The following is a 23,094-nucleotide window of genomic DNA, read 5'->3' on the forward strand; positions in this document are numbered from 1 at the left end:
GGGTGCTACTGCTCGCCGTCCACGAGGCTGGGCGAGTCACCCTCGCCCGACACCCTCGCGCTCACGAGCGAGGTGAGCACCGACAGCACCGCAGCGCCGGACGCGATGCCACCCGCGGCCGCCCAGTCCGCCTGCCAGGCGTTGAACACCACGTCGGCGCCCCAGTAGAGGAGCAGACCCTGCGCGGCGCTCTTCACCGCCCGTTCGGCGGTGGCCTTCCAGAACTTCGTGGTGAACATGTCCGTACCTCCAGAGCCAGGTTCGTGGAATGGTCCATGAGCCAAGAATGCCTGGTCAGGAGGGGTTGATGCTCGTCGCGTTTCAGTCGTTGTCGATTCACGGCGGCCGGGATCGGTCAGAGTTCGCCACCGCCGGTGGGCGCCACCGGGACGGCCGGGACGGCCAGTTTGGCCCGGGGCCGGTCGGCGTCCGGATGGCGCAGCTCGTCGAAGATCGTCAGCGCCTCCCGCCACGCCCGGCGCGCGGCGTCGAGGTCACCGGCGGCCCGCAGGCTGTCACCCAGGTTGTCCAGCACCTCCGCCTCGTCGTACCGGTCGCCGAGTTCGCGGTGCAGGGCCAGCGCCCGCCGGTAGCAGTCCGCGGCCTCGTCGTGGTCGCCGAGGCCGTGTCGGACGTACCCCAGGCTGTCCCAGGTCAGCGCCGCGCCGTGCCGGTCGCCGGTCTCCTCGTGCAGCCGCAGGGCCGCCTGGCAGCACTGCAACGCCGGCCCTGGTTCGCCGAGCCGGGCGTGCATCCAGCCCAGGTTGTTGAGCGCCTTGGCCTGCCCGACCCGGTAGTCGGTGGCCCGGTAGAGGTCGAGGGCCAGTCGCGTCTCGTCCAGGGCCGACCGCAGCCGTCCCTGCCGGGCGAGCACCCAGCTCACCCCGAGGTGCGTGTGCGCCCGTCCGGTGTCGTCGCCCAGCTCGCGGTACAGCTCCAGGTCGCGTCGGTAGTGCCGGTGCGCCGCCTCGTGATCGCCCGACCAGGTGCAGGCGATGGCGAGGCCGCGGTGCGCCAGGGCCTGACCGGCCAGATCACCCCGACGCCGCGCCGCCGCCAGCGCGCTCCGCTGGGCGGCGGCAAGCTCCGGCCAGTGCCCGCTGCGATCGAGGTACGTGGTGAGGGCCGCCGCCAGCGTCCACGCGTGCCGGTCCAGGCCGGCGGACGCCGCCTGTTCCACACACGCCAGCAGGACGTGGTGCTCGGCGGCGAACCACGCGGTCGCCCACGCGTGCTCCGGGCGGGCGCCCACCGTCACTCCCGTCGCCGGCGGCGGCAGCGCGGCCGGCCGCGCCAACCGGTACGGGTCGAGCAGGTGGTCGGCCGCGTGCGAGGCGTGCAGGTAGTGGTCGAACAGGCGGCGTCGGGCGGCCTCCCGCTCGACCGAGGGGTCGGTGTCGTGGCACAGCTCCGCGGCGTACGCGCGCAGCAGGTCGTGCATCGCGTACCGGCCCGCGGTGCGCTCGCTGAGCAGGTTCGCGCGGGTGAGGTCGGCCAGCAGCGGGCCGACCCGAGCCGGCGGCAGACCGGCGAGGCTGGCCACCGCCGTCCGCCCGGCGTCGGGGCCGGGATGCAGCCCGAGCAGTCGGAACAACCGGGCCGAGTCGGCGTCCAGGGCCCGGTACGACCAGGAGAAGACCGCCCGCACGTCGGTCATCGGGTCGCCGGTGGCCAGTGGGCTGAGCCGGTCCGGGCCGCTGTCCCGCAGTTCGCTCGCGAGCACCGCCAGCGGCACGTCCGGTTGCCCGACCGCGCGGGCCGCGACGACGGCCAGGGCCAACGGCAGGCCGGCGCAGCATCGGACGATCTCGTCCAACGCCGTCTCTTCGCGCCGGGCACGGCCGCGACCGAGCCGGGCGATCAGCAGCTCCCGCGCCTCGGCCGGTGCGAGCAGGTCCAGCGTCACCGGGTGGGCTCCGGCGTTGACCACCAGGCCGGTGAGCCGGTTACGGCTGGTCACCACGACCAGGCTGCCCGGGGATCCCGGCAACAGGGGCCGTACCTGCTCGTCGTCGCGGGCATTGTCGAGCAGCACCAGGACCCGGCGGTGGGCGAGCAGCGTCCGGAACAGGGCGGCCTGTCCGGGCAGGTCGGTGGGTACGCGCTGAGGCGGCACGTGCAGCGCCTCCAGGAAGCCGCGCAGCGCCTCGCCCGGCGACACGGCCCGTCCGTCGAGGTCGAATCCGCGCAGGTTGACGTAGAGCTGTCCATCCGGGTAGCGGTGCGCGACCTGGTGGGCCCAGCGCACCGCGAGGGTGGTCTTGCCAACCCCTGCCGTGCCGGCGATCGCGGAGATGACCACCGCCCGGCCGGGATCGTCCTGGCCGCCGTCCCGGGCGGCCCGCGCCGCGTCGGCGGGCAGCAGCGCGTCCAGTTGGCGCAGCGCCGCGGCGCGGCCGGTGAACCAGGCGGGGTCGCCGGGAAGCTGCGCCGGAGTAGGACCGGCGGGCCCCGCAGGTGCGGGCTCGGCCGTCGTCTGCCCCCGCAGCACCCGCAGGTGGGCCTCGCTCAGTTCGGGGCCGGGGTCGACGCCCAACTCGTCGACGAGACGGCGGCGGGTCTCGGCGTAGAGCCGCAGCGCGGCGGCCTGTTGGCCGCAGCCGGCAAGGGCGAGCAGGTAACCGGCCACCAGCGGCTCCCGGAGCGGATGCTCGACCACCAGGGGGCGCAGGGTGTGCGCGGTCGCGGCGTACCGGCCGAGACCGAGTTCCACGGCGGCGAGCCGCTCGTACGCGAGCAGCCGCTGCTCGTCCAGTCCGGCGGCGGCGGCGTCGACGAAGGCGCCAGCCGCGCCGGCCAGCGCTGGCCCCTGCCACAGCGCCAGGCCGTCCCGCAGCAGCCGCGCCGCCTCGGCGCGCCGGCCGGCTGTCTCCTCGACGCGGGCCCGCTCGACCGCCACGGTGAACTCGGTGAGGTCCAGCTCGGTCCCGCCCACGGTGAGCCGGTAGCCGCCGCCCTGCGTCGCCAGCAGGTCGCCCGCGCCCGCCTCGCGTAGGGCCGCCCGGATCCGGGAGACGCAGACCTGCACCTGCGTCCGGGCGCTGGCCGGCGGGTCGTCGGCCCAGAGCGCCGACACGACGTGCCCGAGAGGCACCAACCGGTCCGCGTTGAGGAGCAGCAGCGCGAGCACCGCGCGTTGCTGGGGGCGGTCGATGGGGAGGACGCGCCCGCCGGCGGTCACCTGGACGGGGCCGAGGACTGACCACCGCATGGCTTTCCTCGTCAGTCGTGATGGGACGACCACAGTCTATGGACGGCGGGACCGGTGCGACCGGCGCCAAGCGGTCGGATAGCGGACGCCAAGCGGCCTCGCCCAGGCTCTCCTCAGCCGCCGGATCCGCAGGTCCGGGGGGAGGCGGGCCGGCTCGTCCGGCCAATGTGGACAAGGAGAGCGACATGCGGGTAACCAGGGGACGGGGCGTGCTGACGGCAGTTGTGTCGACGGCTGCCGTGGTGGCGGGCATGGCCTGGGCTGCGCCGGCCTGGGCGGTGCCGGCCGGGTTGGAGACGGTCACCCATTCGGCGGCCGAGAGCAGCGCGGACAAGTCGGCGCTCGCGTCCTGCCCGGCCGGCAAGGTGGTCACCGGCGGCGGAGGCTTCCTCACCGCCGGTTCGTCGGCCGACGGGCGGGTCGGGCTGGACCGGTTGGAGCCGCTGGCGAACGGCACCGGGTTCTTCGTGACCATGCGGGAGGCGGGCCCGGCCAACTTCGCCGGCGACTGGGGGTTGCAGGCCGTCGCCCAGTGCGCCACCACGCCCGCCGGATACCAGGTCGTGGCCACGACCGGAGCGGTCGGAACGGAGTACGTCACGGCGAGCTGCGGGACGAAGAAGGTCATCGGCATGGGTGGGCGGGTCAACAACGGCCAGGGTGACGTGGTGCTCGACCAGGTCGTGCCGTCGTTCGACCTGACGTCGGTGACCGTCCGGGCGGTCGCGGTGCAGGGCACCTCGCCGGCCGGCTGGAGCGCCACCTCGATCGCGGTCTGCGCCAACGGGCCGGCCGGGCTGGAGCGGGTCGCGTTGACCGGGACGAGCGCGAGCAACTCGTCGGACCACGCCGTCAAGACGTGCCCGGCCGACAAGGGCCTCTACAGCGCGGGCGCCGACATCAACGCCGGCAACGGCCAGGTGCTGCTGACCGCGATCAACATCACCGGGGGGAACACCGTTCGGGTACGGGCGGACGAGGACGCCGACGGCTTCGCCGGCTCGTGGAGTCTCAACGGGTACGGCATCTGCGGGAGCTGATTCGCCGACCGGGGCCGCCACTGGCGGCCCCGGTCGCCGGGCCTCGTGGGCAATATGATCGTTGTCAGCTGACGACCAGGAGGGCGGATGTCATGAAGTTCCTTCTCACGTCGGGGGGCATCAGTAACCCGAGCATCTCCGACGCGCTCGTCGACCTGCTGGGCAAGCCGATCGCCGAGTCCACGGCCCTGTTCATCCCGACCGGCGTTCATCCCTTCCCTGGTGGGGCCGAGAAAGCGTGGAAGGCGGTCCACGGCCATGCTTCGATCCCGCTGACCCAACTGGGTTGGAAGTCCCTGGGGATGTTGGAACTCACGGCGCTGCCGACCATCCGGCAGGAGAACTGGGTCCCGGCGGTCCGGGAGGCCGACGCCCTCCTCGTCTGGGGCGGAGACGTGCTGTACCTGACCTACTGGCTGCGCCAGTCGGGCCTGGCCGACCTGCTGCCGTCGCTGAGTGACACGGTCTACGTGGGGGTCAGCGCCGGGAGCATCGCGGTCACCCCGTACAACTGCGACGCCGAGTTCGACAGTCAATTCGTTCCGGACGGCAGTGACATGGCGCAGGGCGCCGACCGGGCGCTGGGCCTGGTGGACTTCACGCTCTATCCCCACCTCGATCATCCGGACATGCCGGACACCACACTGTCCGCCATCGAGAAGTGGGCGGCCGGCATTCCGGTCCCGACCTACGCCATCGACGACGACACCGCCATCACGGTGGTCGACGGGGCCGTCGACGTCATCTCCGAAGGCCACTGGAGACTGCTCAACCCCTGACCGGTGTCGCGGGGTGGACGCGACTGAACCGGGCTAGGCGTTCGCACGGGAGCTTCCGCGTTCAGCGGTACTGGCATCATGGCCGCATGCCGAGCCAACTCTGGGTGTCGATGGCCGCACGGAGTGGCCGGCGTCGTGGCACCGGAGACGCAGGGCGCGGTCCGGGCCGGCACGTGGCGCTGCTTCTGGTGACCGTGTCGAGTCTGCTGTCCGTCGTGCTGGCTGTCGTGGTCAACGTCGCGACCGGCGGCGACCTGCCCGAGCCGGTCGCGGCGTACGGGTGGCTGGCCTGGCCCACGGTCGCCGTCCTGACCTTCACCGGGGTAGGTCTCGCCCTGTGGCAACACCGGCTGGGACCAGGCGGCGAGCCTTCGGCGTCACCCGTTTCCCCGCCGAGGGACGACGCGGTTCCTCCGGGTGAGCTTCCCGTCGCGCCCCGACTGGTCGGCCGCGATGTGGAGCTGGCCGCTGTCGAGGAGCTGGTCGGGGCCGGGGCCCAGGTGGTCGTCATCTCCGCGGCGGGAGGTACGGGTAAGTCCGCGCTCGCCCTGGCGTACGCCCACGGGGTCCGCGAGCATTTCCCGGACGGTCAGCTGTTCGTGCCCCTCAACGGCGCCAGCGCCGCTCCCACGCAGCCGCAGGACGCGCTGATCCGGATGCTCCGCGCGGTCGGCCGCGACGCGCAGGAGCGGCGGGGCACCATCGAGGAACTCTCGGTGCGTTTCCGGTCGGTGGTTGCCGACCGACGACTCCTGGTCCTGCTCGACGATGCCGTCGACGCGGCGCAGGTGCTCCCGCTGATCCCGGCGGGCGCGGGTTGCCTCACCCTGGTCACGAGTCGCCGGCTGATCGCCGAACTACCGGGAGCGGTCCTGACCCTCGACGCGTTGCCGCCGGGGCAGGCACTCGAACTGCTGACCGTCACGATCGGCGCGGACCGGGCCGCGGCCGACCCTTCGGGTGCACGACGGCTGGTCGAGATCTGTGCGGGGCTACCGCTTGCGCTGCGCATCGTCGGAGCGCGGCTCCGGGCCCGACCCAACTGGGCTCCGTCCGCCCTCGCCGACCGCCTGGCGGACGAGAGCCGTCGGCTCGACGAGCTGCGGCTGGGCGACCGGGCGATCAGGTCGACCTTCCAGTCCACGTACGACGAGTTGCGCGACGTGGACCGGCTGGTGTTCCGGCGTGCCGGGGCACATCCGGGTGTGTTGTTCGGTGTCGAGTCCGCGGCCCGTCGGTGCGGTCTTGATCTGCCGCTGGTGCGGGCCGCTCTGGACCGGCTGGTGGACGCGTTCCTGATCGAGGCGCCGACACCGACGAGTTATCGGTTGCACGACCTCCTGCGGTTGTTCGCGGGGGAGATGCTCGACCGCACCGAGACCCCCGACGACCGTGCCGCCTGTCTGCTCCGGCAGGTGGAGTGGCTGCGCGACCTGGCGGCGTCCGGGCGCGACATCTCGGACGAACGCGAGAACATCCTCGCCGTGCTGCGCACCTGCGTGGCGGAGGGACTCATCGACCAGGCGTGGACGCTGGTGGAGGCGGTGCACCCGCTGTTGACCGCGGCCGACGACCACGTCTACCGGCTACAGCTCTGGCGGTCGGTGGCGGAGGCGGTGGTCGATGACCGCAGGACGGTGCGGGCGCTGCGCTGGATCTCGCACTCCCATGGACTGGCCGGCGAGGTCGAGCGTGAGCTGACCACCGCCCGGGAGGCGGTCTCGGTCGCCGAGCGACTGGGCGATCCGACAGAGCTGGCGCAGACCACGCGCCGGCTGGGCGAGGCGCTGCGGGCGCACGGCCGTTCGGATGAGGCGGAAGGGCAGCTGCTCCGGGCACTGCGACTGTTCCAACGATCGCACGCGGTCGAGGAGGAGATCGAGGTTCGCTCCGCCCTGGGCGTTCTCTACAACACCCTCCGTCGTCCCGAGCGCAGCATCCCCACGCTGGAACGGGCGGCAGCGCTCCTCCCGGCGCCGGAGACGGCCTTGCACGGCTACGTGGTCCTGGGGTTGGCCGCCGGGCACAAACTCGCCGGCCACCAGGCGGAGGCGTCCGCCCTGACGAGGCGGGCCTTCGGCATCGCCGACCGGCTGAACGACGAGTTCCTCCGCGGATACTGCCTCCACGAGCGCGGTTGGCTCGCCGTGGAGGACGAACGGCACCGGGACGCCGAAGAGGACTTCCGTACCATGCTGGAGATCTTCCTGCGAATCCGGCACGGCGCCGGGGTGGGCGCGGCGTACCAGGCCCTCGGATCGGCGCTCGTGGCCCAGGGGCGTAGGGACGAGGCGGCCCAGGCGTTCCGGGCCGCGATCGACGAGTACGAGAGACTGGGCAACGGAAAGCTCGCCGCCGAGGCCGGGGATTCCCTGTCGGCGTTGGACTCGCCCCGGCAGACCTGACCGATGCCGTGGATGCCTGCCGTACGCCCCGCTCAGGCTGCCGGTGGGTCGGCACTGATGCGCGCGAGGGTGCGTCGGCCGATCAGACTCATCGTCGGGTTGGTCCGGTGGTAGTACCAGACGAGTCCCATCGCCTGCTGGAAGGCCCACGCCCTACCGCGCTCCCACTCGAGATCGTCACAGTCGAGTCGCTTCCGGAACACCTGGCGTGGCGCCCGTTCCAGCAGGTGCCAGGCGCCGACGAGGTCGAGGGCAGGATCGGCCGGGCCCAGCCCACCCACGTCCAGAACCCCGGCCAGCCGCCCGTCGGAGACCAGGACGTTTCCGGGTATGAGATCGCCGTGGTTCAGCGTGTCCGGGGCCTCGCCCCGCGGCAGTTCCCTCATCACTTCCCAGAACCGGCGGAGCGGGGGGACGTCCAGCAACGTTTCGCTGCGCCGGAAGCAGTCCTCCAGGTAGCCGTCGTGTGCGGGTAGCTCGCCACCGCGACCCTGGCCGGTGAACGTGCGGCCACGTGTGCCGATGGCTCGTACGCCGTCGACGAACTCGGCGAGGTCGTGCGCGAACGCGACCGAGTCCCCGGGGTCCGCATCGGTGGCAACGACTCCGGGTATCCACGTCTGGACCGACCAGGGAAGCGGGTAGCCGGCACCCGGTTCACCGATGGCGACCGGCTCCGGAGTGGGAAATCGCGTACGGCCCAACAGCTCTCGGGCCGCTTCCGCTTCGCGTTCCAGCCAGGCCTGTGCCACGTCGACCTGGTGAGGCTGGAGGGGAAATCGAGCCGTGAAGCGGTCCCCGACACGAACGATGGCATTGACCGTTCCCTGCGAGGCGACGCGCTGGAGAGCCAGGCCCCGCCACTCGGGGAACTGCGTGTCCACCAGCTCCCGCACGACGTCGAGTGAGACCGTGAGCTGGCCCTCGTGCATCGGCACATCCGGCGACAGGGGAGTGGCTGGCACGACAATCATCCTTCGGCAGGTTATCGAGGCGGCTGAGCCTAGCGGCGGACGGCGCCGTTGCCGCGCTCTCGGCGTACGGATGGCTCATTTGCGGCGTCCGGTCACACTGCCGGTATGCGGCGGGGACATTGGGTGAGCGTCCTGGTGGTGGCCCTCTGCGTCCTGCTCTCGGTGGCCGTCGGCGGTCGGCTGGGCTGGCGGAGTGCGACGGTGGATCCGCCTGCGCCTCCCGCGGTCTGCCCGCTCATCCGGTCGGAGGTGCTCGATCGTCTCGTTCCCGGGCACGGTACCCCCGAGGCGGCCGAGCAGAACGAATCGGCCATGCGCTCGAACTACTGCTGGGTCAAGAGCATGTCCGGGACCCCGGCCCCACGTACCTCGCTGTGGGTGTCACTCGGACGGTACGGCCGATACGAAGGCCGCGGTCCACGTTGCCTGGACCGTGGTGGACTGCAGCCGGCCCTGAACAGAAGGAATCATCCGTTCGCGCTCGGTGACCGTGCGCTCTACTACCTCTCGGGTGACAACGAGACCGGCCGGCGTATCCACTTCTCGGTGTGTCTCGGCACCTACGGGGTGCTCGTCGACTACGAGGCCGTCGGCGTCGCCGATTCGGCGGTGGTCGAGTCAGCCGCCACCGTTGCCCAGGAGGTGCTGTCGTGGCTTTGATCGGGCCTCCGATCTGGGTATTCCGGCGTAAGAACCTGCAGCCGCCCCCGCGCGCCGACCATCGGGTGTCACCGTGGCAGTGGCTGCTCGTTGCGGGGGCGGTGTCGCTCGTGATTGCCGCCGGTGTCCTCGCCTGGCGGGTGAGCCGGCTGGCGGCACCCACACTCGTCAACTCGCAGATCACCGCCGTCGACGAGACGAGCGACGCGCCGCCGCTACCGGACCTGCCGGCAGATCCGTTCGCGCGCTGATCCGGGGGTGCTCTGATGGCCATTTCCGCGCACCTGGCCCGGCTGCGGGCCGTGATCGGCCGCGAGCTGATCCAGTTGCCGTCGGTGTCGGTCCTCGTCGTCGACGAGACCGGGCGGCTCCTGCTGGTACGCCACACCGGAAGTCCGGACAGGTGGGGTGTGCCGGGCGGTGCGGTCGAGATCGGCGAATCACCGGCCCAGGCGGCCGTGCGCGAGGTCCGTGAGGAGATCGGCGTCCAGATCGGCCGGCTGCGGCTGCTGGATGTACTGGGCGGTACGGACTACGAGGTGACCTACTCCAACGGTGACCAGGTCGCGTACGTCACCGCCGTCTACGAGGCGGCGATCGTCGACGGGACACCCGCCCCGGACCAGGAGGAGATCTGCGAGCTGGGTTGGTTCGCCCCGGCGCGGCTACGGAGTGCCGACCTCAACCGGTTCACCCGGGCGCTGCTGGGGGCAACCGGCCACCTCACGAGCTGACGGCGGTACCGGGACAGCGGGTCGCCCGGGGTGTCACTACGGTCACCAGGGTGACCAGTTCTGAGCCGCAGGTGGTCGGCGTCGTGCACCAGGCTTCCGGATCGACCGTACGGCTGCGCCCGGTGGCCGAGGACGACGTGCAGATGTTGCGCCGGTTCGCGGTCGAACCCGGGCTGATCGGGCTCGACTGGGCTGGTTTCCGGGACGCCGCCGCGCCGGCCCGTCGGTTCGCCGAGGACGGCTATCTCGGCGAGCGGACCGGTGGCCTGATCGTGCAGGTCGAGCCGGCGGCCGACGCGCGGGCGGGATTCCTCAGCTACCTCCAGGGCCAGTACGGAGGTCGGGCGCCCTACTGGGAGATCGGCATCGTGCTGCTGCCCGAGTGGCGCGGCCAGGGCATCGGCTGGCGGGCCCAGGCGCTGCTCTGCGACTACCTGTTCAGCCACACGCCGGCGCAGCGCATCCAGGCCGGCACCCATGCCGAGAACGTTGCCGAGCAGCGGTCGCTGGAGAAGGCCGGCTTCCAGTTGGAGGGGGTCGTACGGGCCTGCGAGTTCCGGGCCGGCGCCTGGCGGGACGGCTGGCTCTACAGCCGGCTGCGCGACGATCCGTCACCCCTGTGACCCTCGCCTACGGGTGTCGAGCGTGATCCCGAAATCGGCTTGTGGACGGCTGCCGTGCCTGCCTAGCCTGCTGGCTGTGGCCCCCCTTCGTCTTCCGCTCCCGCAGGTGGACCGGTGAGCGGCCGGCTTCGGGAGATCGCCCGGCAGACCGTCGCGATCGTCGAGTCGGGACGCTATCGCAATGGCAACGGCGTCGAGGTCGTCGTCGGTGAGGCGGTACGCGCCGCGGTCGCCGGGACTCGTCACCACCTCCCCGACGAGGTGTTCGAGGCGCGGGACGCGGCACCCGCCGCCGCGACGGTGGAGGTGACGCACGAGTCGACGTTGCAGGCGGCGTACCGGCTCGGGCCCGGTGCGGCCTGCCTGGTGTTCGCGTCGGCGAAGAACCCGGGTGGCGGCTTCCTGAGTGGGGCGCAGGCCCAGGAGGAGAGCATCGCGCGCTCGTCGGCGCTCTACCCGTGCCTGCGTGCCGTGCCGGAGTTCTACGCGTTCCACCGCGCTGAGCAGGATCTGCGCTACAGCGACCGGGTCATCTACTCCCCGCTGGTGCCGGTGTTCCGGGACGACAGGGGAAACCTGCTCGAGCAGCCGTACCAGACGTCGTTCCTGACCGCCGCGGCGCCGAACCTCGGCGCGCTCGTGCGCAACCAGCCGGCAGACGCGGCGGACGTGCCGGCCGTGCTGGCCCGGCGCGCGCGGCGGGTGTTGGAGGTCGCCGCCGCGCACGGACACCGCTCGATCGTGTTGGGCGCCTGGGGGTGCGGGGTGTTCCGCAACGAACCCGCTGCGGTGGCCGGTGCGTTCGCCGACGCTCTGCACGTGGTCGACCGGTTCGACCACGTGGTGTTCGCCATCCACGACGGTCTGCCGGGCACCCCCGTGTACCACGCGTTCAGGAAACGCCTGGCGGGATCTGTGGAGGATCCACCAACGTCGGGTTAGGTGGGTGCAGACCGCGATCACCGGGAGGCTACGTGTCGGGCCGTTTCGTGTACTGGATGAACGTCTCTCTCGATCTCAGGATCGAGCATGCCCCGGGCGAGGAGGGTGCCGGGAACTGGCTGCGCATCGGCGAGCCGCTGCATCGGGAGTTCAACGCCCGGGCCCGCGCGCTGACGTCGATGGTCCAGGGGCGCACGATCTACGAGACGATGGAGGGGTTCTGGCCGGCCGCCCGCACGGACGGGAAACTGCCCGACTTCATGCGTGAGTACGGCGAGATCTGGACGACGAAGCCCAAGGTGCTGGTGTCCCGCACCCGCACCGAGGCCGGGTACAACACCCGCACCCTCGGCTCGGACGGCGACGCCGTCGAGCTGCTCGCGAGGTACCGGGAGGAGCGGGACGGCGACATCGGTGTCGGCGGCGCGACGCTCGCCACCGATCTGCTCCGCGCGGGGTTGCTGGACGAGCTTCTGATCTTCACGCACCCCGTCGTCCTCGGTGGGGGTCGGCCACTCTTCGACGAGTTGAAGCGATCGGTGGAGCTGGACCTGATCGAGCAGGGCTCCTTCGCCGAGGGCGTCACGCTGCACAGGTACGCCGTCCGCTACGCCGAGGACGCGTGATCGGGCCGCCGTGCGCCGTCCTCGACCGCGTGCACCCGATCGGTTCGGGCGACGAAGGCAGGACGGTGGGCGTTGGTGAGCCAGCGCAGCGCCCACTCGACCGGCCCGTAGCGGAACCGCCGCAGCCAGAACGCGCTCGCCACCAACTGGGCGGCGAACACCGCGAGAACGAAGGCGAAGAGGGCCAGCGGTGAGAACGTCCCGGCGAGGCCGAAGCCGATGCCGGTGAAGGCGATCAGGCCGACCGCCGACTGGGCGAGGTAGTTGGTGAGGGCCATCCGGCCGGCCGGGGCGAGCGCCGCCCGGACCACCGACGTACGCGGGTTGTGCATGATCCGCAGCAGCGTCGCCACATAGGCGGCGGCCAGCAGCGGCGCGGTCGAAACGCTGGCTGCGACGCCGAGAGTGTTGCCGTTGCCGCCGCTGGCCGCGTAGACGGCCGCCCCGAGCAGTCCGACCGGAAATCCGATCCACTGGATCCGGCGCAGCACCGGCTCGTTGCCCCAGGCCCGGTTCAGCCACTGCCGGCGTCCGGCGATCATGCCGAGCAGGAACAGCGCCAGGGCGGTCGGCCCCTGCAGGGTGACCGCCTGGAGCACCAGCAGGGGCAGGCCGGCGAGGTGTTCACCGATGATCGCCGTCCAACCGCCGAGCAGGGCCTGGGTCGCCTCCTCGCCGTTGGCCAGCGCCTCGGCCTCGCCGGGCAGGAACGCCGAACGGTCCACGAGGAGCGCGCTGGCGACGAGGCTGATCAGCACGAGCGTGTAGAGCGCGGCCGCGATCCGAAGCGCCGTCCGGTCGGCCACCTTGCGCAGCAGGAGCAGCGCGAGGCACGCCACCGCGTACGTGGTGAGGATGTCGCCGCCGTACAGGAACACGGTGTGCAGGGCGCCGAGGACGAAGAGACCACCGATCCGGCGGAGCATGCGCGCTGGGAACGCCGCGCCGGCCCTGCTCGCCGCGGTCATCTGGAGGGTGAAGCTGTATCCGAAGAGGAACGAGAACAGCACGTAGAACTTCATGTCGACGAAGACCGAGGAAAACGTGCGGACGGCGTCGTCGAGGTCCGAGGTGAAGTCGGGATCGGTCACCAGGTTCCCCGGATAGCCGGAGGCCATGAAGGTGACGTTGACAGCGAATATGCCGAGGAGGGCGAACCCTCGGATCGCGTCGACGTCGTGCAGACGTCCGCCCGGTACCCGCGTGGTCATCACGATCTCCTTCTCCGTATTAGCTACACCGTACGAGATACAGAGTCCCCGAGATCTAGAGTGCAGGCAAGACCCCCGGGTGAAGAGCGAGGAGATTCGGACGTGGCGCAACGGAGGCTTCCGGCAGTCGTGGCCCGGATGTGGGGTCGTGAGACCAGCTCCCGGCACGGCCCCCGGCCCAGCCTCGAAGTGGGCGGCATCGTCGACGCCGCGATCCGGATCGCCGACCGCGAGGGTCTGGCGGGGGTGACGATGGGCAGCGTCGCGACCCAGCTCGGGGTGGCGGCCATGTCCCTTTACCGCTACGTCGGCAGCAAAGACGAACTGCTGGTCATGATGGCTGACGCCGCGGCGCCCGAGCCGCCCGCGCTCGACGGGCGCGCCTGGCGCGATTACCTGTTCGACTGGACGCGCGCCAACCGCGACTTCCTGCTCGCCCGACCGTGGCTGCTGGCGCTCGACCAGCGCACCCCGCCCACCGGGCCCCGGTTGCTGCGCTGGCTGGACCGCGCGCTCGCCGCGCTCGCCGATACCGGGCTGGCTCACGGCGCACGGATCAACATCGCCACCGTTCTCAGTGGTTACGCTGCCCAGCAGGCGGCCCTTGCCCACGCGCTGAGCGCCGGCCCGGCCGCCACCGACGACTCGATCGGCGGACTGGCCGAGTACGGCGAGATCCTCGGGCAGGTACTCGACGCGGACGCCTACCCGGAGCTGACCTCGGCCATCGGCGCGAGTGCGCTTGGCGTCACCGAGGAGTGGATCGACGACGCCGACTTCACCTTCGGGCTCGGCCTGCTCCTGGACGGCATCGAAGCGCTCGTAGCACGGGGGCGCACGACTGAGCGCCGGTGACTTCAGCCCAGTCGATCCAGCTTCTCGCGAGCGGTGGTGTCGGGCCGAGGGGTGAGGACGACGAGGCGCAGGTCGGTGTTCTGAGTGGTCAGGACGTTGGCGTCCAGCGGGATGGCGCCCACGTCCGGGTGTACGGCGGTCTTGTGGGCGCTTTCGTGGTTGGCCACCGCGCGAAGGGCCCAGAGTTGGTGGAACCTGTCGTTGCCGGCCATGCGCGAGATCAACGCCGCCACGTCGGGATCGTTCGGATAGCGGGCGCTGGTGGCGCGCAGGTCGGCCACCAATGACTGCTCGAAGTAGGCGCGCTCGGTCTCGCTTTGGCGGACCCGCGGGTTCCGGGACTCGAACTGGACGATCAGCGCGTTGCGGTCGTCAGCCGTTGCGCCCGTGGGATCGCCGAAGACGGCCGCGAACAGCCGGTTCCAGTGCAGCAGCCGCCACACGGCGTCGTAGACGGCCGCCGGGGTGTCGCCGAGGTGATCGATGACGCGGTGCAAACTGGCGGGAATCAGGCGGGGTATCCGATCCGGGGCCGCGGCGAAGCCGGCAAGGCGCATCAGGTGCGCCTCCTCGTCGTCGGAGAGTCGTAACGCGCGAGCCAGAGAGGTGCACACCTGTGCCGACGGCGTGGCGGCCCGACCCTGTTCGAGGCGTGCCACGTATTCGGGGGAGATGCCGGCCAGTGCCGCCAGCTCGCCTCGCCGCAGCCCGGCGACGCGGCGGGGGGATGCGTTCGCGAGACCGACCGACGCCGGGTCTGTGCGATCGCGCCAGGCCCGCAGCGCGGCTCCGAGATCACTCATCACCACATGATCCGCCATCCGCCGTGGGAGCTGGGTGGTACCAGCGGTACGCGGAAGACCTGTGCCTTCCCCGGGGGCGCTTCGGACCCTGAGGATGGGGATCATGAGCAGAGTGACCAGGATGAATCACATCGGAGTGCCGGTCAGCGATCTGACGCGGTCGATGAGGTGGTACGAGGACGTGCTCGGCATCTCCCCGAACGGCGTGACGATCTCGGCGACGAACCCGGCGATCGGTGCTGTCGTGGAGGTCGAGAACCCGTCGATGCGGGCGTCGTTCGCGCTGGCCGGTGACAACGTCCTCCTGGAACTCATCCAGTACGACAGCCCGCAGCCGAGGCCCTTCGCTGGGCGCAACTGCGACGTCGGGGTGATGCACCTGTGTTTCGAGGTCGACGACCTGGACGCGGCGCACCGCGACCTGGTGGAGCGAGGCGTGCACGTCAACGCCGATCCGGTCGTGCTCCAGGACGGCGACGGCGTCGAGGCGGGGACGCTGGCCGGGACGAAGATCCTCTACCTGCGTGACCCTGACGGCATCCAGTTGGAACTGTTCGAGTTGCCCTCGTAGGAGCGTCGGCCGGACCCAGCGGTCGGCCCGATCGGCGCACTGCTGTGGATACCATCGGCCAGGCCGGACAACTCGATGGGAGCTGGCACCGTTACCCGCCATCTGTTCGATATCAGGCCGGGGACCCTCGTCGCGCGAGAGGCAGAGCTGGGTGAGATCGCCTCGCTGACGGCCGCCGCGGCGCGTGGCCGCGGCGGAGCGATGCTCGTTGTCGGTGACGCGGGAATCGGCAAGTCCACGCTCATCGACGAGGCCGCCGCACAGCTCGACGGATGGCGGGTGCTGCGCGCCGGTGGGATCGAGTTCGAGAGCGAACTGCCCTACTCGGCCCTGCACCAGTTGTGCGCGCCAGTGCTCGACCACCGCAACGGGCTGCCCGCACCACAGCGGCGCGCGCTCGACACGGTGTTCGGGCTGCACGCCGGGATCACGCCGACTCCGATGCTGGTCGGCCTGGCTGTTCTGGGCCTGCTGAGTGCGGCGGCCCGGCGCGGGCCGGTGTTCTGCGTGGTCGACGACGCGCAGTGGATCGACGTCGGCTCGCGGCAGCTACTGGCCTTCGTCGCGGCACGCGTGGCGGCGGAGCGGGTCGCCATGGTCTTCGCCGCCCGCGACGCCGCCTCGGTGTCGGAACTCGGTCGCCTACCCACCCTCTCCGTCGTCGGGCTCACCGATTCGGAGGCTCTCACCCTGCTGCGGTACCGGACACCGTTGGGCCACGAAGCAGCGGTCGTGCAACGGATCCTCGCCGAAGCGGCCGGCAACCCTCTCGCGCTGGTGGAGTTCGCCCGCGACGCCGGACCGTTCGGACTGCCCGGAGACGCCGGGCACGGCACCGTGGAGCACCGGTTCGTGAATCGGTTCCTGCGGCTGCCGACGCCCACGCGCTCGGTGCTGGTGCTGGCCGCCGCCGAGCCGACGGGTGACCTCGTACTGTTGCGGCGGGCCATGGCGATCCAGGGCCTCGACGGTGCAGACCTGGCTGCGGCCGAGGACAGCGGCCTCCTGGTGGCCGGGTCCCGGGTGCACTTCCGGCATCCGATGGCACGTTCCGCGGTATACCGATCCAGCGGTGCCGGGGCGCGACGGCAGGCGCACGCGGCACTTGCCGCCGGGACGGACGCCGAGATCGACCCCGACCGTCGCGCTTGGCACCGGGCAAGCGCGATCACGGGCCCGGACGAGGAGATCGCGGCAGAACTCGAACGTTCGGCCGGACGGGCACAGCGCCGCGGGGGCCTCGCGGCCGTGGCCGCGTTCCTCGAGCGCGCGGCCCGACTGACACCGGGTCGGTCGAGGCAGGCCCGCCGGTTGTTGGCCGCGGCCCGGGCGCGGTTGGGTTCGGGAGCACCCGCTGCCGCCCGGGAACTGGTGGACGAGGCCGAGCGCCTCCAGCCGGAATCGGCCGACCGAGGCGCGGCGCGACTGCTGCGCGCGACGATCGACTATCACCTGACGCGCAGTATTCCGGCGACGATCGCCCTCATCGACGCGGCCGACGGCGCGGGGCCTGACGAGGTCCGCGAGACCTACCTGGAAGCCTTCGCATCGCTCATGTTCAGCGTCGACGAGCCCGGGAGGTTGCGACGGCTCGCCCTGCACATCCGGGAGCGGACTCCCCAGCGTCGGCCGCCACGTCCGGTCGACCTGCTGTTGCAGGCGTTCGTCGAACAGAACCTCCGTCCGGTGGACGAGGCGATGCCCGTGATGCGCCGCGCTGTCGACGCCTTTCTGGAGCATGCCCGCACACCCGACCCGAATCCGTGGTGGATGGAACGCGCCTGCGTGTTGAGCATCGACCTCGGGGACAGCGACGCCATGGAGGAGATCACCGACCGTCAGGTGGAGCTCGCCCGGGCACAGGGCGCCTACGCGATCCTTCCCCACGCGCTGCGGTTCCAGGCGGTCGCCCGGACGATCGTGGGCCGCTTCGCCGACGCGCACGTCTGCATCATCGAGGCGCGTGCGGTCGACGAGGCCGCCGGGACGTCCAACCTCGTCGGGTCCGACCTGATGCTCGCTGCGTGGCGGGGTGACATCGACTCGTTCCGGGAGATCCGGGAGACGTTGCACGGCCGGGTCGGAGTGAATCCCACCGCGTTGCACTACGCGAACGGCGTGCTCTGCAACGGCGGCGGCGACCACGAGGCGGCGCTCGACGCGTTGCTGCTCGTGCGGGACCAGCACCGGCGCGGCGCGTACACCGTCAACGCCTTCCACCATGAGCTGGTCGAAGCTGCCGCTTACGTCGGCCGTCCCGAGGAGGCCGAGGAATCGGCCGGCTGGATCGGGGATGTCGCACGGGTCAACCCGAACGCGTGGACGACCGGTGCGCATCTGCTGGCGTGCGCGCTGCTCGATCCGGGGCTCGGCGCGCAGGACCACTACCGTGCGGCGATCAGCCGGTTCGCCGACAGCAGGATGCGGGTCCACTACGCGCGCGCCCGCCTGCTGTACGGGGAGTGGCTGCGACGGATCGGTCGCCGCAGCGACGCACGGGTGGAGCTGCACGCCGCGCACGATCTGCTCTCCACCATCGGCGCACGCGGGTTCGCCGCCCGTGCCGCCCGCGAACTGGATGCCCTCGGCGAACCGAGTCTGGCCGACGACGCCGATCCGCTCGCGGGGCTGACCGCGCGGGAACTACTCGTCGCCCGCAAGGTCGCCTCCGGCGCGGGCACCAAGGAGGTCGCCGCGCTGCTCTTCGTCAGCCCGCGGACGATCGACGCCCACCTGCGCAACCTCTACCGGAAGCTGGGCATCACCTCACGCCGGCAGTTGCGCGAACTCCTGCGCTGACCGGCCTTCGGGCGACGAACGGCCCCGCCGGTACCGGACCGGCGGGGCCGCTGGGTCACATCAGCGCCGGGCGCCCGGCCGCTCACACTCGCGTTCGGCGAGCGTCTTCAGCTCCGTCAGCCACGTCTCCAGACCTCCACTGAGAGCCGTGGTGGAGAAGTTGACGTCCTGCTCCACCTGCGCACCGCGCCACGTCTCCTCGGTACGCACCAGAACCCGGCCGTCGACCTCGGTGAACGTCCACACGTGCACACCCCCGTCGATGGTCAGCCCGGTGCCGATCGCCGGCCCGCTCCACCGAAGGCACCTCTGCTGCTGAAGCTGCCGGACGGTGGACGTGACCACGAGGGTCGTGGCGGGATTCAGCGCGGTCTCGGGCACCGGCGTCGTCCAGCGGAACGACGACCCGGGACGCAGTGGGCCACGATCGAGCCGCTTGCTGGAGAGAACCGCCTTCTGCCACGTCGGCCAGCGTTCCACGTCGGTCTGGATCTTCCAGACGGTCCGCAACGGGGCGTCGATCATCCGCTCCGACCGATAACGGATCTTCGCCGCGCTGTCGACGGTTCCGCCCGCGCATTGCAGGAGCCCGCGGTCCGGGCCGCCGGCACGCCGGGCCTCGGCCCGGGCCGGCGCACCTGCGACGCCCACGAGACCGGCCGCGATCACCGCCGCCGCGAGGGCAGCCACCCGGTTTCTCATCGGGCGGTCGCCTCCTCGGCGGTGTGCTTGAGGCGCTCCAGCCAACCGGCGAGGGTCGCGTCGAGGCCCTCCTGGAACGGTGCGGGGTCGGCGTCGACGGGTGGGCCGGCGAAGGATTCCTCGGTCGACACCTGCACACCCTCGTCGCTCGGAGTGAGCGTCCAGACGTGGATGCCGAGCACGCCGTCCGGCCCATTGCCATATCCCCGCCAGACGAGGCGTTCCTGCGGCCGTACGGCAAGGATGGTCGACTCGATCTCCATGCCGGCGGCGGACCAGCGGAACACGGAGCCCGGCGCGAGCGGACCTGGCGTCTCGACGCGTGCGTACGGGATTTCCGGCAGCCAGGTCGTCCAGGCGTCGATGTCCGTGAGGATCCGCCACACGGTGCCCGCCGACGCGCTCACCGTGACGCTGTGCCGGCTGAGCACCGGGGCCGACGCGTCAATGCCGGCCTCCTCGGCGTCTGTCATGTTCTTCATCGTGAAGCCTCTCCGCGGTTACTGACGATCGACAGCGCCGGGTGTGCGCGACCCACTGGATCCACACCCGGCAGAAGTGATCGTGCCAAGACGGCAATCGCCGCACATCGGCAAGAACTACCTACTTCGCTGGGCGGCGTCGTACCGACTCGGGTGACGAAACGTCGGCATTCGCGCGTGGTGAACGACGGGTATCCCGAACGGTAGTTCAGCGCCGATCATTGCCCGGAGATCGATGTGAGTCATTCTCACCTCCGGGTGGATCGCCCGGGCGCGGAGGGCGAGACGTCGGCACCGGAAGCCGGGCGTGACCGAACGGCCCGACTCCGCGTCCCCCGGAGGATCGCCATGCCCCGTCCCGCTGTCCGTACCCGGCTCGCGGCCTTCACCGCCGCCGCCCTGACCGCGAGCGTCCTGACGGTGACCCCGCCGTCACCGGCGCTGGCCGCCACCACGTTCGCCACCAACGACTACTGCCTCGGCCAGTGCTCCGACATCCTGCCGCCCGGACAGAACGGCAACGCCACGCTCGTCGCCATCCTGGCGCACCAGGCGCTCGGCACCCGCCCCACGCACTCCAGCGACCAGCTCGACGAGTACGCGAACCTGGTCTACAACTACGCCGGGCTGACCGACGAGCAGATCGCCCAGTTCTACAACGACGCCTCGTTCGGCGTGCCGGCCGCACAGGTCGAGAGCACCGTCTCGCCGCGCGCGGACGTGACCATCGTGCGGGACAAGGCCACCGGCGTCCCACACGTCACCGGCACCACCCGCGGCGGCACGATGTTCGGCGCCGGCTACGCCGGTGCGCAGGACCGGCTCTGGGTGATGGACCTGCTGCGGCACGTCGGCCGGGGCAACGTCAGCTCGTTCGCCGGCGGCGCGCCCGGCAACCGCGAGCTGGAGCAGAGCGTCTGGGCCAACTCCCCGTACACCGAGGCGGACCTCCAGGCCCAGGTGGACGCGCTGCGCACCAAGGGCGCCCGTGGTCAGCAGCTCTACACCGACGTGGTGGACTACATCGCCGGCATCAACGCCTACATCGACAAGTCGATCGCCGACGACAACTACCCGGGTGAGTACGTGCTCGCCGGCGCCGGCAAGCCGAGGCACTTCACCATGACCGACCTGATCGCCACCGCTGGCGTGATCGGTGGCCTGTTCGGCGGAGGCGGCGGCAGCGAGATCCAGTCCGCCCTGGTCCGGGTGGCCGCCCGGGCCAGGTACGGCGTGACCGAGGGCGACAAGGTGTGGGCGGCGTTCCGGTCGCAGAACGACCCGGAGACCGTGCTCACCCTGCACGACGGGCAGAGCTTCCCGTACGGGGGGACGCCTCCGGGCGCGACCAGCGCGGTACTCCCCGACGCCGGGACCGTGGTCGCCGAGCCGCTCGCCCACGACGCCAGCGGCGGGGCCGCCTCCCGCACCGGCGCGAGCGCCGCTACCAAGGAGCTGATCGGCGGGCTGGCGAACCTGCGCGCACACGGCATGTCCAACGCTGTCGTGGTCTCCGGACGGCACACCACCACCGGTAACCCGGTCGCCGTGTTCGGTCCGCAGACTGGCTACTTCGCACCGCAACTGCTCATGCTCCAGGAATTGCAGGGGCCGGGCATCAGCGCGCGAGGGGCCGCGTTCGCCGGGCTGAACCTCTACGTGCTGCTCGGTCGCGGCCAGGACTACGCGTGGAGCGCCACCTCCGCCTCCCAGGACCTCACCGACACGTACGCGGTGCCGCTGTGCACCACCGACGGCACCGCGCCGACGCTGGGGTCCAACCGCTACCTCTACCACGGGCAGTGCCTCGCGATGGAGGCGTTGGAGCAGCGCAACTCCTGGTCGCCCACGCTGGCGGACTCCACCCCTGCGGGTTCGTACACGTTGCGCGCGCTGCGCACCAGGTACGGGTTGGTCTCCTACCGGGGACTGGTGAACGGGCAACCGACCGCGTTCACCAAGCTGCGCTCCACCTACCGGCACGAGGCCGACTCGGCGATCGGTTTCCAGGCCTTCAACGACCCGGCGGCGATGGGCAGCGCGGCGGCCTTCCAGGGCTCCGCCGCCAGCGTCGGATACGCGTTCAACTGGTTCTACGTCAACTCGACCGAGGCGGCGTACTTCAACTCCGGCTCGAACCCGGTCCGGTCGTCCGTCACCGACCCCAACCTCCCGGCGAAGGCCGAACCGGCGTACGAGTGGGCCGGCTGGAATCCCGACACCAACGACGCCACGTACACGCCGGCATCGGCCCACCCGCAGTCGGTCAACCAGGACTACTACGTGAGCTGGAACAACAAGCAGGCGCGGGACTTCGGGGCGGCCGACGGCAACTTCAGCTTCGGCTCCGTACACCGGGGTCAGTTGCTCGACGGACCGGTGCGGACGGCGATCTCCCAGCGCAAGCTCGGCCGCGCCGACGTTGTCAAGATCATGGCGGACGCGGCGGTGACCGACCTTCGCGGTCAGCAGGTCCTCGGCGAGCTGTTGCGGGTGCTGGACAGCACGCCGGTCACCGACCCGGCGCTGGCCGACGCGGTGGGCAAGCTGCGCGCCTGGCAGCAGGCGGGCACCCGCCGGGTGGAGACAGCCCCGGGCTCCAAGGTCTACCAGCACGCCGACGCGATCCGGATCTTCGACGCCTGGTGGCCGCTGCTGGCCTCGGCCGAGTTCCGGCCCGGCCTCGGTCCGGATCTCTACGCCGCGCTGGTCGACGCCATCGAGGTCAACGAGGCGCCGTCGGGCGGCCAGAACGGCGGACGTGACGGCACCGTGAGCTGGGCGTCGCAAGGTCAGGCGCACAAGGGCTCGTCGTTCCAGCACGGCTGGTGGGGCTACGTAGACAAGGACCTGCGTACCGTGCTCGGCGATCCCGTCGCCGGCGGGCCGGGTCGCGCGTACTGCGGCAACGGCAACCTCGGCGCGTGCCGACAATCCCTGTTGGACACACTCGGCCAGGCCGCCGCGCTGCCGGCCACCACGGTCTATCCCGGCGACAAGTCCTGTGGTGCCGGTGACCAGTGGTGCGCCGACTCGATCGCACACTCGGGGCTCGGCGGCATCACCCACCCGGTGATCGCCTGGCAGAACCGTCCCACCTACCAGCAGGTCGTCTCGTTCCCGGCCCGCCGGGGTGACGACGTCACCAACCTGGCCCAGGGCCGCCCGGCGACGGCGTCGAGCACCCAGTTCCTCACCAGCTACACGCCGGACAAGGCTGTCGACGGCAGCCTGAGCAGCCGGTGGGCCAGCAGCTACAACGACAACCAGTGGCTCCGCGTCGACCTCGGCGCGGCCCGCACCGTCAGCCGGGCGGTGCTGCGCTGGGAGTCGGCCTACGGCACCTCGTACCGGATCGAGGTCTCCGGCGACGGCAGCTCCTGGACGCCGGTGTTCGCCACCACCGTCGGCAACGGCGGCGTCGACAACGCCACCTTCGCTCCGGTCACGGCCCGCTACGTGCGGGTGTACGGCGTCAAACGGGCCACCTCCTACGGATTCTCGCTGCACGAATTCGAGCTGTACGGACGGTGACCCGACCGGGAGGGGACGGCGAACCGATCGCCGGCCCCTCCCGCCCCTGGCCGGCGGTGCCGGGTAACCGGTGCCGGCGACGTCCCTCGTTCGCCGGGCGAGGAGCGGTGCTCTCGGTGACACCTGCGGTTTATGGGCGGCGT

At 71.3% G+C, this 23,094-nt stretch carries 20 protein-coding genes; 13 read left to right on the top strand and 7 right to left on the bottom strand.

The window, feature by feature from the left end:
- Positions 1–5: 5 nt before the first annotated feature.
- Complete coding sequence (locus ACIA3K_RS20315) at positions 6–239, bottom strand: holin (RefSeq protein ID WP_396802831.1); 234 nt, start codon at positions 237–239, stop codon at positions 6–8.
- A 116-nt stretch (positions 240–355) separates the two neighbouring features.
- Complete coding sequence (locus ACIA3K_RS20320; RefSeq protein WP_396802833.1) at positions 356–3,211, bottom strand: BTAD domain-containing putative transcriptional regulator; 2,856 nt, start codon at positions 3,209–3,211, stop codon at positions 356–358.
- Positions 3,212–3,396: 185 nt separating this feature from the next.
- On the opposite strand from ACIA3K_RS20320, the gene ACIA3K_RS20325 reads away from it, so the two are divergent.
- From ACIA3K_RS20325 to ACIA3K_RS20335, 3 genes are all read left to right on the top strand, one after another.
- Complete coding sequence (locus tag ACIA3K_RS20325; RefSeq protein WP_396802834.1) at positions 3,397–4,251, top strand: hypothetical protein; 855 nt, start codon at positions 3,397–3,399, stop codon at positions 4,249–4,251.
- Positions 4,252–4,343: 92 nt separating this feature from the next.
- Positions 4,344–5,030 (top strand): Type 1 glutamine amidotransferase-like domain-containing protein, encoded by a 687-nt coding sequence (locus tag ACIA3K_RS20330; protein ID WP_396802836.1) that lies wholly within the window; start codon positions 4,344–4,346, stop codon positions 5,028–5,030.
- An 86-nt stretch (positions 5,031–5,116) separates the two neighbouring features.
- Complete coding sequence (locus ACIA3K_RS20335; protein WP_396802838.1) at positions 5,117–7,435, top strand: ATP-binding protein; 2,319 nt, start codon at positions 5,117–5,119, stop codon at positions 7,433–7,435.
- 32 nt (positions 7,436–7,467) lie between these two features.
- Here the strand turns inward: ACIA3K_RS20335 and ACIA3K_RS20340 are convergent, their stop codons facing one another.
- On the bottom strand, positions 7,468–8,400 hold the full coding sequence (locus tag ACIA3K_RS20340; RefSeq protein ID WP_396802839.1) for an aminoglycoside phosphotransferase family protein: 933 nt from the start codon (positions 8,398–8,400) through the stop codon (positions 7,468–7,470).
- Between the two features lie 114 nt (positions 8,401–8,514).
- Here ACIA3K_RS20340 and ACIA3K_RS20345 point away from each other — a divergent pair, with 114 nt between their 5' ends.
- From ACIA3K_RS20345 to ACIA3K_RS20370, 6 genes are all read left to right on the top strand, one after another.
- Entirely contained in the window at positions 8,515–9,069 is a 555-nt protein-coding gene (locus ACIA3K_RS20345; RefSeq protein WP_396802841.1) for a hypothetical protein, read from the top strand.
- Positions 9,060–9,320 (top strand): hypothetical protein, encoded by a 261-nt coding sequence (locus tag ACIA3K_RS20350; RefSeq protein WP_396802843.1) that lies wholly within the window; start codon positions 9,060–9,062, stop codon positions 9,318–9,320. Before ACIA3K_RS20345 ends, ACIA3K_RS20350 begins: the two co-directional genes overlap by 10 nt.
- Before the next feature lie 15 nt (positions 9,321–9,335).
- Positions 9,336–9,803: an NUDIX domain-containing protein gene (locus tag ACIA3K_RS20355; protein WP_396802844.1), complete on the top strand. Its 468-nt coding sequence runs from the start codon at positions 9,336–9,338 to the stop codon at positions 9,801–9,803.
- A 50-nt stretch (positions 9,804–9,853) separates the two neighbouring features.
- A complete protein-coding gene (locus ACIA3K_RS20360) occupies positions 9,854–10,426 on the top strand; it encodes a GNAT family N-acetyltransferase (RefSeq protein ID WP_396802846.1) in 573 nt (190 codons plus the stop codon).
- Between the two features lie 114 nt (positions 10,427–10,540).
- Complete coding sequence (locus ACIA3K_RS20365) at positions 10,541–11,368, top strand: TIGR02452 family protein (protein WP_396802847.1); 828 nt, start codon at positions 10,541–10,543, stop codon at positions 11,366–11,368.
- Between the two features lie 56 nt (positions 11,369–11,424).
- The gene (locus ACIA3K_RS20370) at positions 11,425–11,994 is read left to right on the top strand and encodes a dihydrofolate reductase family protein (RefSeq protein ID WP_396802848.1); all 570 of its coding nucleotides are present in this window, start codon (positions 11,425–11,427) and stop codon (positions 11,992–11,994) included.
- On the opposite strand, the gene ACIA3K_RS20375 is transcribed toward ACIA3K_RS20370, so the two are convergent.
- Positions 11,976–13,205, bottom strand: a complete 1,230-nt coding sequence (locus ACIA3K_RS20375; protein WP_396802851.1) for a DUF418 domain-containing protein — start codon at positions 13,203–13,205, stop codon at positions 11,976–11,978. The genes ACIA3K_RS20370 and ACIA3K_RS20375 overlap by 19 nt on opposite strands.
- A 102-nt stretch (positions 13,206–13,307) precedes the next feature.
- Here ACIA3K_RS20375 and ACIA3K_RS20380 point away from each other — a divergent pair, with 102 nt between their 5' ends.
- Positions 13,308–14,060 (top strand): TetR/AcrR family transcriptional regulator, encoded by a 753-nt coding sequence (locus tag ACIA3K_RS20380; RefSeq protein ID WP_396802853.1) that lies wholly within the window; start codon positions 13,308–13,310, stop codon positions 14,058–14,060.
- A 2-nt stretch (positions 14,061–14,062) separates the two neighbouring features.
- On the opposite strand, the gene ACIA3K_RS20385 is transcribed toward ACIA3K_RS20380, so the two are convergent.
- Complete coding sequence (locus ACIA3K_RS20385) at positions 14,063–14,863, bottom strand: helix-turn-helix transcriptional regulator (RefSeq protein ID WP_396802854.1); 801 nt, start codon at positions 14,861–14,863, stop codon at positions 14,063–14,065.
- Positions 14,864–14,984: 121 nt separating this feature from the next.
- On the opposite strand from ACIA3K_RS20385, the gene ACIA3K_RS20390 reads away from it, so the two are divergent.
- Together ACIA3K_RS20390 and ACIA3K_RS20395 are read left to right on the top strand one after the other, a co-directional pair.
- A complete protein-coding gene (locus ACIA3K_RS20390; RefSeq protein ID WP_396802856.1) occupies positions 14,985–15,434 on the top strand; it encodes a VOC family protein in 450 nt (149 codons plus the stop codon).
- Between the two features lie 75 nt (positions 15,435–15,509).
- Positions 15,510–18,233, top strand: coding sequence for an AAA family ATPase (locus tag ACIA3K_RS20395; RefSeq protein WP_396802858.1), 2,724 nt, complete (start codon positions 15,510–15,512; stop codon positions 18,231–18,233).
- A gap of 60 nt (positions 18,234–18,293) precedes the next feature.
- Here ACIA3K_RS20395 and ACIA3K_RS20400 read toward each other — a convergent pair whose 3' ends face one another.
- Both ACIA3K_RS20400 and ACIA3K_RS20405 read right to left on the bottom strand, forming a co-directional pair.
- Entirely contained in the window at positions 18,294–18,935 is a 642-nt protein-coding gene (locus ACIA3K_RS20400; RefSeq protein WP_396802860.1) for an SRPBCC family protein, read from the bottom strand.
- Positions 18,932–19,408 (bottom strand): SRPBCC family protein, encoded by a 477-nt coding sequence (locus ACIA3K_RS20405; protein ID WP_396802862.1) that lies wholly within the window; start codon positions 19,406–19,408, stop codon positions 18,932–18,934. Before ACIA3K_RS20405 ends, ACIA3K_RS20400 begins: the two co-directional genes overlap by 4 nt.
- A gap of 357 nt (positions 19,409–19,765) precedes the next feature.
- On the opposite strand from ACIA3K_RS20405, the gene ACIA3K_RS20410 reads away from it, so the two are divergent.
- Entirely contained in the window at positions 19,766–22,951 is a 3,186-nt protein-coding gene (locus ACIA3K_RS20410; protein ID WP_396802864.1) for a penicillin acylase family protein, read from the top strand.
- Positions 22,952–23,094: the final 143 nt, after the last annotated feature.

The sequence above is a fragment of the Micromonospora sp. NPDC051543 genome, assembly GCF_044454415.1.
Lineage (GTDB): Bacteria > Actinomycetota > Actinomycetes > Mycobacteriales > Micromonosporaceae > Micromonospora.

Coding starts and splice junctions, on each gene's coding strand:
- ACIA3K_RS20315 (WP_396802831.1), bottom strand. CDS start 239: ATGTTCACCACGAAGTTCTGGAAGGCCACCGCCGAACGGGCGGTGAAG.
- ACIA3K_RS20320 (WP_396802833.1), bottom strand. CDS start 3,211: ATGCGGTGGTCAGTCCTCGGCCCCGTCCAGGTGACCGCCGGCGGGCGC.
- ACIA3K_RS20325 (WP_396802834.1), top strand. CDS start 3,397: ATGCGGGTAACCAGGGGACGGGGCGTGCTGACGGCAGTTGTGTCGACG.
- ACIA3K_RS20330 (WP_396802836.1), top strand. CDS start 4,344: ATGAAGTTCCTTCTCACGTCGGGGGGCATCAGTAACCCGAGCATCTCC.
- ACIA3K_RS20335 (WP_396802838.1), top strand. CDS start 5,117: ATGCCGAGCCAACTCTGGGTGTCGATGGCCGCACGGAGTGGCCGGCGT.
- ACIA3K_RS20345 (WP_396802841.1), top strand. CDS start 8,515: ATGCGGCGGGGACATTGGGTGAGCGTCCTGGTGGTGGCCCTCTGCGTC.
- ACIA3K_RS20355 (WP_396802844.1), top strand. CDS start 9,336: ATGGCCATTTCCGCGCACCTGGCCCGGCTGCGGGCCGTGATCGGCCGC.
- ACIA3K_RS20370 (WP_396802848.1), top strand. CDS start 11,425: ATGAACGTCTCTCTCGATCTCAGGATCGAGCATGCCCCGGGCGAGGAG.
- ACIA3K_RS20375 (WP_396802851.1), bottom strand. CDS start 13,205: ATGACCACGCGGGTACCGGGCGGACGTCTGCACGACGTCGACGCGATC.
- ACIA3K_RS20385 (WP_396802854.1), bottom strand. CDS start 14,863: ATGAGTGATCTCGGAGCCGCGCTGCGGGCCTGGCGCGATCGCACAGAC.
- ACIA3K_RS20390 (WP_396802856.1), top strand. CDS start 14,985: ATGAATCACATCGGAGTGCCGGTCAGCGATCTGACGCGGTCGATGAGG.
- ACIA3K_RS20395 (WP_396802858.1), top strand. CDS start 15,510: ATGGGAGCTGGCACCGTTACCCGCCATCTGTTCGATATCAGGCCGGGG.
- ACIA3K_RS20400 (WP_396802860.1), bottom strand. CDS start 18,935: ATGAGAAACCGGGTGGCTGCCCTCGCGGCGGCGGTGATCGCGGCCGGT.
- ACIA3K_RS20405 (WP_396802862.1), bottom strand. CDS start 19,408: ATGACAGACGCCGAGGAGGCCGGCATTGACGCGTCGGCCCCGGTGCTC.
- ACIA3K_RS20410 (WP_396802864.1), top strand. CDS start 19,766: ATGCCCCGTCCCGCTGTCCGTACCCGGCTCGCGGCCTTCACCGCCGCC.